Here is a 13,704-nt window from a genome sequence, read left to right as displayed (position 1 = left end):
TGGAATCAAGCTTCACAGCTTGTGGTGATCCAAAGACGTCCTCCACTGCTGTGAGACTTACGATCCATGGATCGCTACGCCACCCGTGCCCCAATCGGACCTGGCCCTGCAGGGCAACCTTTTTGGGGATGCGGAACCGGCCAGTTCGCCGCCAAACAAGGATCAAAAAAAAGAAGATGCGCTCGATCAGCTCGATGATCTCGAGCTCACGCAAGACGCCAAGCAGCGACCCCGTCAACGCCAACTTCAGCGCCAAGAACCACAACAGCATCCCGAACCCAGCAGCAACGACAACAACAGCAATCACGACGCCAACAGCGACGACGACCTCCCGCCCTGGTCACACCACAGCCAGGTCACCCCGGAGCAGCTCACCCCGATGCTCCGCCACTACGTGGAACTCAAAGCCGCCCATCCCGATCGGGTATTGCTGTACCGGCTCGGAGACTTTTTTGAATGCTTCTTCGAAGACGCCATCAACTTGTCTCGCCTGCTGGAGCTCACGCTCACAGGGAAAGAGGCCGGAAAGCAAATCGGACGGGTGCCCATGGCCGGCATTCCCCACCACGCCGCTGAGCGCTACTGCTCCGAGCTGATTCGCCGCGGCCTCAGCGTGGCGCTCTGCGACCAACTGGAAGCCGCCCCTGCCAGTGGATCCGCCAAAGGAACCTTGCTGCGCCGAGACATCACCAGGGTGCTGACTCCGGGCACGGTTCTGGAGGAAGGCCTGCTCAGCGCGCGCCGCAACAACTGGCTGGCGGCGGTAGTGGTTGAACCCGCACAAGGCCGGCAGCCCTTTCGCTGGGGGCTGGCCTGCGCCGATGTGAGCACGGGCGAATTCCTCGTCCGCGAACAAGACAACAGTGCTGCGCTGCATCAAGAGCTCGCGCGGCTCGATCCAGCGGAACTGATCCACCACAGCCACAACAACATGGCACCCAGCTGGTGTCCGGAGCGCCTGCAACGCTGCGACATCGGCAACACAGCCTTCAGCCAACCGGAAGCAGAAGCACTGCTCTTGGAGCGGTTCCACTTGCAAACCCTCGACGGGCTTGGGCTGCAAAACGTTCCCCTCGCCATGCGCGCCGCCGGCGGATTGCTCGCCTACCTCAGCGACACCTGCCCCTTAGACGACGACGGCATCACACCGCCGCCCTTGGAGCGACCGATCACCTGCTTCCCAGGGGACGCGCTGGTGCTCGATGCCCAAACCCGCCGCAATCTCGAGCTCACCGCCACCCAGCGTGACAACCAATTCCAGGGCTCGCTGCTCTGGGCGATCGATCGCACCCTCACCGCCATGGGCGCCCGTTGTCTGCGCCGCTGGATTGAGGCCCCACTGATGGACCCCTCCAGCATTTGCACCCGCCAAGCAAGCGTGAGCCAATTGGTAAGCAAGCGACCGTTGCGGCAAGCCTTGCGGCGCTTACTGCGGCCCATGGGTGACCTGGAACGGCTCGCCGGACGTGCCGGTGCAGGCCACGCTGGAGCCCGAGATCTCGTGGCAATCGCCGATGGCTTAGGGCGCCTACCTCAGCTCGCCAACCTGATCGCCAGCCAGCTCAACGGCGGCCCCTCTTGGCTCTCGGATGTGCTGGAGCCTGATCCAGCCCTCGCGGCGCTCGGGGAGAGCATCCGGCGTCAACTCGTGGACAGCCCACCGCTAAGTCTCAGCGAGGGAGGGCTGATCCACGACGGGGTCGACCCACTCTTGGATGGCTTACGCAATCAGCTCGATGACCAAGACAAGTGGCTGGCGGAACAGGAGCAACGCGAACGTCAGCGCAGCAACAACAACAACCTCAAGCTGCAATATCACCGCACCTTTGGCTATTTCCTATCGGTGAGCCGGGCCCGCTCAGGCGCCGTACCAGACCACTGGATTCGCCGCCAAACCCTGGCGAATGAGGAACGCTTCATCACCCCCGACCTCAAAGCAAGGGAAGGCCAGATTTTTCAGATGCGTGCCCGTGCCGCCCAACGCGAATACGAACTGTTCTGTGACTTGCGAGGGGAGATTGGCGATCATGCAGAAGCAATCCGCCGTTCCGCCAGGGCGATCGCAGGCCTTGATGCCCTCACCAGCCTGGCGGAAGCCGCTGCCACGGGAGGTTGGTGTGCTCCTGAAATCACAGCGGATCGCAGCCTGGTGATCGAACAGGGCCGCCATCCAGTGGTTGAGCAGCTGCTTGTAGAGACGACCTTCACACCAAATGACAGCGACTTAGGAACAGGCATTGATTTGGTCGTGCTCACGGGGCCGAATGCCAGCGGCAAAAGCTGCTACCTGCGCCAAATCGGCCTGATCCAGCTGCTGGCCCAGATCGGCAGCTGGGTTCCAGCGCAAACGGCACGAGTCGGAATCGCCGATCGCATCTTCACGCGTGTCGGCGCTGTCGATGACCTCGCTGCCGGACAGTCCACCTTCATGGTGGAGATGGCAGAAACCGCCAACATCCTGCATCACGCAAGTGACCGCTCACTCGTGTTGCTCGACGAAATCGGACGAGGTACTGCCACCTTTGATGGACTCTCGATCGCTTGGGCCGTAAGCGAACATCTGGCCGGCGAGCTTCAGGCCCGCACCGTGTTTGCCACCCATTATCACGAGCTGAATGCCCTGGCCGGCGAGCGCACCAACGTGGCCAACTGCCAGGTGCTGGTGGAAGAGACCGGCAGCGATCTGGTGTTCCTCCATCGCGTGGCTGCTGGTGGCGCCAGCCGCAGCTACGGCATCGAAGCCGCCCGCTTAGCGGGGGTGCCAGCCTCCGTGGTGCAGCGCGCACGCCAGGTGTTGGATCAACTGGCCACCTGACGCAGCAAGGCGTTCACGGCTGCTGCCACCAGACCGGCCCCGCCACGGGTGCCGTCCAAGCGGATCTGATCCAGGGTGGTTTGCGCCAAGCGACGCTTGCTTTCCGGCACACCCACAAACCCCACCGGCATGCCAACAATCAGGCTTGGAGCGGGTGCTCCCGCTTCCAGTTGATCCATGAGTTGCTCCAAGGCCGTTGGAGCACTGCCAATCAGCACCAGCGGTAGAGGCTTCCCTGCGTTATTAGCCGCCTGGATCAGCTCCGGCCAGGCGCGAACCATCGCCGCCGCCGACCGGGTGGATCCTTGCGGCGACCGAGCCGGGGCCCAATCGAGCAGGCAGCGCACCTCATTGCCAGCGGTACGTGCCGCCATCGGCCGCACCGCCGCTGCCGCCATTGCCGTGTCGGTGAGAATCAAAGCTCCGCCCTGAAGGGCCTTCAGTCCGGCTTCACAAGCACCGGGGCTGAACTGCAGCAGGGCCGCTAAGGAGGGATCCCCACTGCTATGCACCAGCCGTTCCAGCACGTCTTGCGACAACGGGTCTAAACCGGTGTCTCCAACTAGCGCCCGAATGCGGCGAATGCTTTCAGTAAAGATTGGGTGATCGTGGTTCAGAGGAATCAAGACGCAACTCCGGCATCATCAACGCAAAGCCGCCCCCAGTTCTCTCAGCTTCTCCATGCCAATCCATCTGCTCTGGGGTGACGACAGCGCTGCCCGCGATCGTGCCGTCGCAGCCCTGATTGATCAGGCAATTGATCCCAGCTGGAGCAGCATTAACCTCAGCCGCCTCGATGGCAATGAAGCCGGCCAGGCGGAACAGGCCCTGGAGGAAGCACGCACACCCCCCTTTGGGGCGGGGATGCGGGTGGTTTTGCTGCAATGCTCACCCTTCTGCAATGCCTGCCCAAGCGAACTGGCCGATCGCTTTGAAGCAGCGCTCGAGCTCATCCCAGACAGCACCCAGCTGGTGCTCACCAACCCCGCCAAGCCAGACGGACGCTTACGCACCACGAAAGCGTTGCAGAAACGGGTGAAGCAGGGGCTCGATAGCGAGCAAAAGTTCCAGCTTCCGGCAATCTGGGATGGAGCAGGCCAGCGCCAACTGGTGGAGCGCACAGCCGCAGAGCTCAACCTGAGCATGGAAGCGGAGGCCGTCTCCGCCCTCGTGGATGCCATCGGCAATGACAGCGCACGCCTCAGCATGGAGTTGCAAAAACTGGCGCTCCACGCCGAAAGCAATGGGCATGCGCGCATCAGCGCAGACGCCGTACACACCCTGATTGAAGGCCAAGCCACCAACGCCTTAGCCGTGGGAGATGCCTTACTGGAAGGCGATGCAGGCGGCGCCATTGGCCTTCTTGATGCCCTGATCGATGCGGGTGAACCCGCTCTACGCATCGTTGCCACCCTCACAGGACAAATCCGTGGCTGGCTTTGGGTGCTGCTCCTGGAACAACAGGGAGAGCGCGATGTGGCCGTCATTGCCAAAGCGGCCGGCATCGGCAACCCAAAGCGGATCTACGTGATGCGCAAGCAATTGCAAGGCCGCAACTCGCAGCGCTGCCTCAGCTTGCTAAGCCGATTGCTGAACGTGGAAGCAGCCCTCAAACGCGGAGCACAACCTGGTGATGCTTTTCGCGATGGACTACTCGGCTGAGCCCAACACAGATGAGCTGAAATAATTAAAGGCCGATTGGACGGCGTTGATGGCCCTGCTTGTGCAGAAGTTCGGCGGCACGTCCGTCGGCAGCGTGGAACGCCTGCAGGCCGTCGCCCGTCGTATCGCCGACTGCAAAGAAGACGGCAATGATCTGGTGATTGTGGTCTCGGCGATGGGCCACACCACAGACGAGCTCACCGCCAAGGCAAAAGCGATCAGCGCCGCGCCACCGCAGCGGGAGATGGACATGTTGCTCTCCACCGGCGAACAGGTCTCGATCGCCTTGCTCTCGATGGCCCTGCATGAACTGGGCGTGCCAGCGGTCTCGATGACCGGAGCCCAAGTGGGGATCGTGACCGAATCAGCCCATGGCCGTGCCCGCATCCTCGATGTGCGCACCGACCGGCTTAGGGCCCTGCTAGCAGAAGGGCAAGTGGTGGTGGTGGCTGGCTTCCAAGGCACAAGCCTCAGCCGGGGCGGAACCGCCGAAATCACCACCCTCGGCCGCGGCGGCTCTGACACCTCAGCCGTTGCCTTAGCCGCAGCCCTTGGTGCGGATGCCTGCGAAATCTATACAGACGTGCCAGGGGTGCTCACCACCGATCCGCGCAAGGTGGCCAATGCCCAACTGATGCCGCAAGTGAGCTGCGATGAAATGCTCGAACTCGCCAGCCTGGGTGCCGCAGTTCTCCACCCCCGCGCCGTGGAGATCGCCCGCAACTACGGCGTGAACATGGTGGTGCGCTCCAGCTGGAGCGATGCACCAGGCACCACGCTCACAAGCCGCAATGCCAGACCGATCGGCCGCGAGGGCTTGGAACTTGGTCGTCCTGTGGATGGCGTGGAGCTCCTCGAGGATCAAGCCTTGCTGGCCCTCTCCCACGTGCCTGATCAGCCAGGCGTGGCTGCCCGCTTGTTCGAAAGCCTGTCTGCAGGCGGCGTGAACGTAGATCTGATCATTCAGGCCACCCATGAGGGCAGCAGCAACGACATCACCTTCACCGTGGCGGGAGAGGATCTTGATCAAGCCCGCAGCATCTGCGCCACGCTGGTGGACAGCCTTGGCGGCAACCTCAGCACTGACGGCGGCATGAGCAAGCTGAGCATCAGGGGCGCTGGGATCATGGGCCGCCCTGGTATCGCTGCTGGCTTGTTCGACACGCTCTCAAGAGAGGGCATCAACCTACGTTTGATCGCCACCAGCGAGGTGAAGGTGAGCTGCGTGGTGGACGCCTCCATGGGAGGCAAGGCTTTGCAAGCTGCGCAACAGGCCTTTGAACTGAGCACACAGCAGCAATACATCAACCCTCCTGCCAGCGGAAAAGGTGAACCGGAGGTGAGAGGCGTCGCCCTAGATCGTGATCAGGCCCAAATGAGCGTTCGTCATGTGCCCGACCGACCAGGCATGGCAGGGGCCCTCTGCTCAGCGCTCGCTGATGCAGGCATCAGCCTTGATGCCATCGTTCAATCCGAGCGGCAGCACCGCGATGGCAGCCGTGACATCAGCTTCATCGTGAAACGCGAGGACCGAGCAGCCTCGGATCAAGCCCTTGCGCCGCTGCTGTCTCAATGGCCTGGCGCCGTTCTCGAAGATGGGCCCGCGATTGCCCGCGTCAGCGCGATCGGCGCTGGGATGCCTGCCACCGCAGGAACAGCGGGCCGCATGTTCCGCTTCCTTGCCGAAGCTGGAGTGAACATTGAATTGATCGCCACCAGCGAAATCCGTACCAGCTGCGTGGTCGCCGAAGCTGATGGCGTCAAGGCCTTAGAAGCGGTGCATGCCGGCTTCCAACTTGGTGGATCTGAATGCCATCGAGCGCAAGGCACAGAATCTCCGCTTGAGGCTTAAATCACGAAGGCTTGATCATCTGCTGCTGCCCACCAGCTTCTGACGCAGCTTCTTGATCCGGTCCCGCAGGTTGGCTGCTTCCTCAAAGTCGAGCTTCTTGGCTGACTCTTTCATCTTCAGCTCAAGTTGATCGATGAGCTCAGGCAGGGCATCGAGAGCCAATCCAGCGCTGTCTTCCTCCAAAGCTTGAACCGCCTTACCAGCCACTTTGACCAAATCTGCATCGGGGCCATCGGCCTTGAGTTTGCGTGACAGCTCCAGAAAACTAAGAATTGAATTCGTGGCCTTCTTGCCAGCAGGCGTGGGTGTAATGCCGTGCTTTTCGTTGTAGGCGTGCTGAATGGCGCGGCGGCGTTCGGTTTCTTCAATCGCCTTGGCCATGGAATCGGTCATGTTCTCGGCGTAAAGCAAGGCTTTGCCTTCCACGTGCCGAGCTGCACGGCCAATCGTCTGAATCAAAGAGCGCTGGGCACGCAAAAATCCTTCCTTATCGGCATCAAGAATTGCCACCAGCGAAACCTCTGGCAGATCCAATCCTTCCCGCAACAAATTCACGCCAACTAGAACGTCGTATTCACCCAGACGTAAATCCTGAATGATCTCGATCCGCTCAATCGAATGAATCTCTGAGTGCAAATAGCGCACACGAACTTTGTTTTCAGCGAGGTAATCCGTGAGGTCTTCTGCCATCCGCTTGGTGAGCGTGGTCACCAACACGCGCTGATTCTTAGAGGCACGATCACGAATCTCTCCAAGCAGGTCATCCACTTGTCCGGTGGTGGGCCGCACCTCAACAATCGGATCCAGCACACCCGTAGGGCGGATCACCTGTTCCGCGATCTGACCTTCACTGATCTCCATCTCCCAATTCCCAGGAGTGGCGCTCACGAACACGGTCTGCTTGGCCTTGCTCCAAAACTCCTCCGACTTAAGCGGCCGGTTATCAGCGGCACTCGGCAAACGGAAGCCATGGTCAATCAGCACCTTTTTGCGAGCTTGATCGCCGTTGTACATCGCCAAAAGCTGAGAGCAGGTCACGTGGCTTTCATCCACGATTAACAACCAATCATCTGGGAAGTAATCAATCAGGCATTCCGGTGCAGATCCAGGCTCACGACCAGCCAAATGACGGGCATAATTCTCAACTCCGTTGCAATAACCAATTTGTTGCAACATCTCCAGGTCATACGTAGCGCGTTGCTCTAAACGCTGAGCCTCAAGCAACTTCCCTTCTCCATTTAAAAACTCAAGGCGATCTTTCAGCTCCGCACGAATCTCCTTAACGGCATCATTGAGACGCTCTTTTGGTGTCACGAAGTGCTTGGCTGGATAGATGCTGATCGCATCCAAGCTTTGAAGGATTTCACCAGTGGTTGGATCCACATAGCGAATCGCTTCTACGTCATCACCAAAGAGCTCAACACGCACTAAACGGTCGTCATAGGCTGGACCAATTTCAAGCACATCTCCCTTCACACGAAAACGTCCACGCCCCGCCTCTGTGTCATTGCGGCTGTACTGATTGTTCACCAGATCGCGCAAAGATCCGCGCAAATTCAAAGTCTCACCCACTTTGAATGGCACAGCAGCTTTGAGGTATTCACTTGGAATTCCAAGCCCATAGATGCAACTAATTGAGGCCACCACAATCACATCACGGCGCTCAAACAACGATCGCGTCGCGGAGTGACGCAACATATCAATTTCTTCGTTAATTGATGCAGTTTTAGCGATATAGGTATCACTTACTGGCACATAGGCTTCCGGTTGGTAATAGTCGTAATAGGAGATGAAATATTCCACAGCATTGTGCGGAAAAAACTCCCGCAGCTCGTTGCAAAGCTGGGCCGCCAGGGTTTTGTTGTGGGCCAACACCAAAGCAGGACGTCCGGTTTGGGCGATCACATTGGCCATCGTGAACGTCTTGCCCGTACCCGTGGCTCCGAGAAGCGTTTGATAACGCTCTCCTCCATTCACACCCTCCACCAATTTGGCGATCGCCGTGGGTTGATCTCCTTTAGGGGTGTAAGGCGCCGATAGCTCGTAAGCGGGCATGATCCGGTGGCGTCGAGCCTGGAGGAAGGCTGATCAGGCTACGGCGATTGCCAAAGCATCGGCGTCTTACTCAGCACCAAACGCCAACGATCCGATCAGAGCGGCCCTGGTGAAGTCCACATCGGCAAGGCCAAGGGCACGCAAAACCATGGCACTGATCACGCTGTACACAACTGCGCCACAGATGGCACTGATCAGACCGTTCTTGAGGCGAAAGCCTTGGATCAGCCAAGCGGCCAAGCCAAACAAGATGACCGTAATCATCCAGTTGAAGAGAAACGACACCGGCGAAATCAACCCGCCTAGCGAGGTAATGGCCCAAACCGGACCCATCACCACTTTGAGCGGCAAGATCAGCAGCGTGCCCAACAGGCCAATCAACACCGCTGCCCACAGCGCCGTACCGAAGCTGGCCAGTTCCACGCCAAGCGGAAGCGCTGCCACGACAAGCAGCACGAGGGCTCGAATCGGCCATTGCAGCAACCAGCCAAGCGTTCCCATCAAAGTCCAGCCATCACTGATCGCAAGCTAGGAATCTTTAGCGAAACCGCCCAAACCAGCGATGGGGCTAGGCAGCGAAATCAAACGCGGCTGATCACTGGACGAGCCAAAGCCTCGCGCAGCCCGCGAACCACAGCGGTCATCGCCAACTCATCGTTGAGGCGATTCACCGCCGATCCCACTCCCACACCAGCAGCGCCAGACGCAATCGCCATCGGCACGGTGACGGCAGACAATCCAGAGGCGCAGAGTACGGGCACAGCGCACTCCGCCTGATGTAGCGCAGCACTGATGCTGTGGGAAGCGGCCAAAGTAGGAGCTGCTTTCTCAATCAATCCAAGGCTTCCAGGGCTGAACGGCTTCGCACTGGTGCCACCTTCGGTTTGAATCAGATCAGCACCAGCTGCCACCAAATCCACAGCCAACTGCTCTTGCTGATCCAACGGCAGCACGTGGGGCACCGTGACGCTCATCACCACATCGGGGAGCAGCTCGCGGGTTCGGCGGGTGATCGACAACACTTCAGTGGCATCAAAGATCCGGCCTTGGGGATAGAAGGCGTCGTAATTGCCAATCTCCACCATCGCCGCGCCGGCAGCCACAGCGGCCGGAAACAGCTCAGGATCCACCGCAGACACACAGACAGGCACACCAGCGGAGACCTCGATCGCCAACTTCACCAGCTCTGCATCACAGGCCACATCAAGCAAATCAGCACCGCCGCGACCCGCGGCAGCCGCCACCATCGCCACGTTGGAGCGATCGAAGTTCATCAAACCGGCGATCACCTTGAGTGCGGTTCGCTGCTTCAGGCTGCGGCGGAGCTCAGCGGGCAGCAGAGAAAGGCGGGTCATCCCAGCGAAATCAGGTTCCATCATTCTCACACCGCGGGTGTAATCCCGCCTGAGAACAGGCAAGATCAATTCTCTGTTGTTCCACTCGCTGGCCACACCATGGCTGCCTCCCAACCCTGGTTGCCTTGGCACGACAGGCTGCATCGCCAACTGCTGAGGCAACCGAACCTGCTTCCCAAGGGGACAACACTGCTGATCTCTCTCTCCGGCGGTCAAGACTCCATGGCTTTACTCGGCCTGCTTCAGGGGCTTCAACATCTGCACCATTGGCATGTCCAGCTGTGGCACGGCGACCATGGTTGGCACGATCAGTCAGCAACCATTGCCTCCGAACTCAAGGCGTGGTGCCAAGTCCAGGAGTTGGATCTTCAGATCAGCCGAAGCACGAGGGAGAACACAGGCACAGAGGCCAGCGCCCGATCCTGGCGTTACCAAGAGCTTGCCGCCCTAAGCCAGCAGCTGTGCTGCCGCACGGTTCTGACCGCTCACACCGCAAGCGACCGAGCTGAAACCTTGCTGCTGCAGTTGGCCCGAGGCACGGATCTGGCCGGCCTTGGCAGCTTGCGGCCGATCAGACCACTACAAAACAATGACCCAAGCGGCCCTCGTCTAGTGCGCCCGCTTTTGAGCTTCAGCCGAGACGACACCGCCCAGATCTGCCAGGACTTGAAACTGCCCATTTGGCTTGATCCATCCAATACCAATCCGGCCTTCAGCCGCAACCGCATCCGCAACGAGGTGCTTCCGATGCTGGAGGAGTTGCATCCAGGCTGCAGCCAACGCATCGCCCAACTCAGCGAGCGGGTGTCTCAAGTGGAGGACTGCCAACGCACCCTCGCCACCCTGGCCCTGGAACCACTGCGTTGTGAACGCGGCTTGCAACGCAACGCACTCAAGCTTTTGCCAGAAGCCACCCGTCGGTTGTTGCTCCATCATTGGCTGCAAGAACAAGGCGTTGGCACCCTCTCCGCCAGCCAACTCGACAGCCTGAGTGTGGCGATTGGCCCTGGTCGCCCCCCAGGAAGCCGCTCCTTGCCAGGGCAAAAGTCTCTGCAATGGACCCAAGACTCGGTACAACTAGTGAGCAAGCCATAACAACCTCGCTTGGACGCTGATTTTCAGGAGCAATACGTCGCCGCTGAACAGGCCTACAGCGCTAGCGAGTTCGACAAAGCCGACGATTTGGCGCGTCCACTGCTGGGACAACTGGAGCCCCTTCCCTCCTCAGGAGCGGAACGGGACGCAACCCTGGCCTGGAGAGCCTTTGTGGCCCTCTTACTCGGCCACATCCACCTCTACGGAAAGGATGATGGGAGCCAGAGCGCGGAGTTTTACCGGCTCGTGCTCGCCAGCGAACCGCCAGACACACTGCGAGAACTTGCTCAACAGGGCCTCAGCGAAGCGCTGGAGCGCTCACCTGTCATTGATGTTGTTGTGTCTGCTCCTGCTGCAGAAGAGCTGGCATCCATTCCATTTGGCGACGTAACCAGCGAGCCAGCCAGCGACGATCTCATCCGTGATCCGTTTTTGAACGCCTCCTCAACGCGTACAGCGGCAGACAAGCGCTCACCAATGAAAAGGCCAGCAGCTGAAACGATCGAAACGGCCATGCCCTGGCTGAAGGCTGAGTGGGATGAGCCAAAGGGGTCGCAACAGCCAAGAGACTTGGACAGCTCTCAAGATCTTGCGGAAGACCCAGCCAACTTGGAGCAAGCTCCTGAGCAGGCTTCCACTTCATCGCTGGAAAGTACTTTTGATACCGACCCCAAGCGATTGGAGGCCGGACTGCTGCGGGTCAACCTGACGCAGATTGCCCAACTCGGATCGTTATCAGCAAGGCCAGCTGATAACGATCCGCCAACATCCCTTCCCTTACGAAAGCGGTTGGTGTTGGCCTGGCGTTCCCTACGCCGCCGCTGAACGACGACGACGGGTGCGTCCAGCTGGCATCTCAGGCTCTGGATCGCGGGTCACAACCACAGTCGCCGCAACAAGTTCTTTCGCCGGAGCTGGGGCCGGTGCTGGAGTCGCTGCTGCACCTGGAGCAGACACTGCTGCGGCAGGTGCCGGTGTGCGAATCACACGCGAAGGAACAACCCGTGCTGGAGCCGCATTCGGATCTCGCCGTACGTGGCCATTACCGCTGTCGCGGCCGGGAGCACCATGACGACCGCCACGACCACGGGCTGCCGGACGGGTATCAGGCTCTGCATCAGCGCGGCCTTTATAGACCGGTGTGCCACCAGGGGCCGGCTGAACCAAACAAAGGATCAAGGGCTCCACCTGCATCTCGCGGCGCATGCGCCGACCTAAGCCCACTTCCACTTCGCGCTGGACGCCCATCCAATCCACTTCAGGAGAAGCCCCGTCCACAGTGCGGCAGAGCTGCTTCCAGCGATTTTCCAGCACCCACTTGATTTCGCGTTCCGTCCACAGCGACATCTTGCGCGCATCAGCTGTGGTGACCACACCGCGTAAATTCACGCGAGGCGGAGCCACCATCGCCCCATCGGTGCTGATAGCAGCCAGGATCGTCACGATCCCGTCAACGGCAAGCTGTTGACGCTCCTTGAGCACGCGTGCATCCACGATTCCGTTGCGAGACTGATCGAGCAGCTCAATCCCTGCCTTCACAGGATCGCCTTTGCGCATTGAATCCGGGGTGAGCTCAACCACATCACCGTTGTTGATGATCAGCGTGTTGTCTTCAGGCACGCCCATCGAATGGCCGGTGCGGGCATGCTTCACGAGCATGCGGTGCTCACCATGCACGGGCACGAAATACTTCGGACGGGTGAGGGCCAACATCAGCTTTTGATCTTCCTGGAAGCCGTGGCCAGACACGTGAATGCCTTCCCCCTTCCCATAGACAACCTTGGCCCCCAAGATCATCAATTTATCGATCGTGTTCACCACTGAAATGGTGTTTCCTGGAATCGGGCTCGCAGAGAAAATGATCGTGTCGGAGCTCTTCACCTTCACTTGAGGATGATCTCCACGGGAAATCCGGCTCAGAGCAGCAAGAGGCTCACCCTGGCTTCCGGTCATCAACAAAAGCGTCTCGCGGTCTGGCACATCATTGATCTGCTTGATCGGCACAAACAGCTCATCCGGTGCACGCATGTAGCCGAGTTCACGGGCCTTAGCGATCACATTCAGCATGGAGCGTCCAAGGAGACCCACCTTGCGTCCGTTTTTAAGCGCCAGCTCAAGAATCATCGAGACGCGATGAATCGAGCTGGCGAAGGTGGTGATGATCACCCGTCCTTCCGCCTCAGCGATATGCCGGTCCAGGTTGGGGAACACGGAACGTTCAGGCGGGCAGTAACCAGGCACCTCCGCATTCGTGGAATCACTGAACAGACAGAGCACGCCTTGATCCCCGTAATGGGCAAGACGAGCCAAGTCGAAGTGCTCACCATCCACAGGGGTGTGATCAAACTTGAAATCACCCGTGAAAATCACAGTGCCCACTGGGGTCGTGATCGCCAGCGAAAAGCTGTCGGCCATTGAGTGGGTGTTGCGAATGAACTCCACCGAGAAGTGCTGACCCACCTTCACCACGTCTCTAGGACCCACCGTTTGGAGGGTGGTGCGGTCGGTGACACCAGCCTCATCCATTTTTCCAGTGAGCATGGACAGGGCCAAACGAGGCCCATAAATCACTGGGATATCGAAGTTCTTGAGATGGTGTGCAATTCCACCGATGTGATCTTCATGACCATGGGTCACGATCATGCCGCGAATCCGACTCTGGTTTTCACGCAGGAAGCTGGTGTCGGGCATCACTACATTCACCCCGTGCATCCCGTCACTGGGGAATGCCAAACCGGCATCCACAAGCATCAGATCGTCGCCGTACTCGAACACGCAGGTGTTCTTGCCGATCTCATGCAAGCCACCCAGTGGAATCACTCGGAGACAGGCCTGCTTGGTTTTAGAAAGAGTGGATGTCATCAATAAGA

General features: G+C 59.5%; 10 protein-coding genes. 5 read left to right on the top strand and 5 right to left on the bottom strand.

Annotated elements, in window-relative coordinates:
- Nucleotides 1–85: 85 nt before the first annotated feature.
- The gene (mutS, locus tag SynPROS91_RS00390; protein WP_255439835.1) at nt 86–2,815 is read left to right on the top strand and encodes a DNA mismatch repair protein MutS; all 2,730 of its coding nucleotides are present in this window, start codon (nt 86–88) and stop codon (nt 2,813–2,815) included.
- On the opposite strand, the gene SynPROS91_RS00385 is transcribed toward mutS, so the two are convergent.
- Complete coding sequence (locus SynPROS91_RS00385) at nt 2,800–3,441, bottom strand: precorrin-8X methylmutase (protein WP_370586774.1); 642 nt, start codon at nt 3,439–3,441, stop codon at nt 2,800–2,802. The genes mutS and SynPROS91_RS00385 overlap by 16 nt on opposite strands.
- Nucleotides 3,442–3,496: 55 nt before the next feature.
- Between SynPROS91_RS00385 and holA the strand changes: the two genes are divergently transcribed.
- Complete coding sequence (gene holA / locus SynPROS91_RS00380) at nt 3,497–4,477, top strand: DNA polymerase III subunit delta (protein ID WP_186517424.1); 981 nt, start codon at nt 3,497–3,499, stop codon at nt 4,475–4,477.
- Nucleotides 4,478–4,526: 49 nt separating this feature from the next.
- A complete protein-coding gene (locus SynPROS91_RS00375) occupies nt 4,527–6,329 on the top strand; it encodes an aspartate kinase (protein ID WP_186517422.1) in 1,803 nt (600 codons plus the stop codon).
- A gap of 15 nt (nt 6,330–6,344) precedes the next feature.
- Here SynPROS91_RS00375 and uvrB read toward each other — a convergent pair whose 3' ends face one another.
- From uvrB to SynPROS91_RS00360, 3 genes are all read right to left on the bottom strand, one after another.
- Complete coding sequence (gene uvrB / locus SynPROS91_RS00370; protein WP_186517420.1) at nt 6,345–8,384, bottom strand: excinuclease ABC subunit UvrB; 2,040 nt, start codon at nt 8,382–8,384, stop codon at nt 6,345–6,347.
- Nucleotides 8,385–8,450: 66 nt separating this feature from the next.
- Nucleotides 8,451–8,885 carry a phage holin family protein gene (locus tag SynPROS91_RS00365; protein ID WP_186517418.1) on the bottom strand — a complete coding sequence of 145 codons (435 nt, stop codon included), beginning with the start codon at nt 8,883–8,885 and terminating at the stop codon, nt 8,451–8,453.
- Nucleotides 8,886–8,965: 80 nt separating this feature from the next.
- Complete coding sequence (locus SynPROS91_RS00360; protein ID WP_186519253.1) at nt 8,966–9,739, bottom strand: DUF561 domain-containing protein; 774 nt, start codon at nt 9,737–9,739, stop codon at nt 8,966–8,968.
- 99 nt (nt 9,740–9,838) lie between these two features.
- Here SynPROS91_RS00360 and tilS point away from each other — a divergent pair, with 99 nt between their 5' ends.
- The gene (gene tilS, locus SynPROS91_RS00355; RefSeq protein WP_186517416.1) at nt 9,839–10,834 is read left to right on the top strand and encodes a tRNA lysidine(34) synthetase TilS; all 996 of its coding nucleotides are present in this window, start codon (nt 9,839–9,841) and stop codon (nt 10,832–10,834) included.
- A gap of 9 nt (nt 10,835–10,843) precedes the next feature.
- Entirely contained in the window at nt 10,844–11,659 is an 816-nt protein-coding gene (locus tag SynPROS91_RS00350; RefSeq protein ID WP_186517409.1) for a hypothetical protein, read from the top strand.
- Here SynPROS91_RS00350 and SynPROS91_RS00345 read toward each other — a convergent pair.
- On the bottom strand, nt 11,645–13,696 hold the full coding sequence (locus SynPROS91_RS00345; protein ID WP_186517407.1) for a ribonuclease J: 2,052 nt from the start codon (nt 13,694–13,696) through the stop codon (nt 11,645–11,647). The genes SynPROS91_RS00350 and SynPROS91_RS00345 overlap by 15 nt on opposite strands.
- Between the last annotated feature and the right edge of the window lie 8 nt (nt 13,697–13,704).

Source organism: Synechococcus sp. PROS-9-1, from assembly GCF_014279775.1.
Lineage (GTDB): Bacteria > Cyanobacteriota > Cyanobacteriia > PCC-6307 > Cyanobiaceae > Synechococcus_C.
This window is presented reverse-complemented; position numbering and strand designations above follow the sequence as displayed.

Coding starts and splice junctions, on each gene's coding strand:
- holA (WP_186517424.1), top strand. CDS start 3,497: ATGCCAATCCATCTGCTCTGGGGTGACGACAGCGCTGCCCGCGATCGT.
- SynPROS91_RS00375 (WP_186517422.1), top strand. CDS start 4,527: ATGGCCCTGCTTGTGCAGAAGTTCGGCGGCACGTCCGTCGGCAGCGTG.
- uvrB (WP_186517420.1), bottom strand. CDS start 8,384: ATGCCCGCTTACGAGCTATCGGCGCCTTACACCCCTAAAGGAGATCAA.
- SynPROS91_RS00365 (WP_186517418.1), bottom strand. CDS start 8,885: ATGGGAACGCTTGGCTGGTTGCTGCAATGGCCGATTCGAGCCCTCGTG.
- SynPROS91_RS00360 (WP_186519253.1), bottom strand. CDS start 9,739: ATGACCCGCCTTTCTCTGCTGCCCGCTGAGCTCCGCCGCAGCCTGAAG.
- tilS (WP_186517416.1), top strand. CDS start 9,839: ATGGCTGCCTCCCAACCCTGGTTGCCTTGGCACGACAGGCTGCATCGC.
- SynPROS91_RS00345 (WP_186517407.1), bottom strand. CDS start 13,696: ATGACATCCACTCTTTCTAAAACCAAGCAGGCCTGTCTCCGAGTGATT.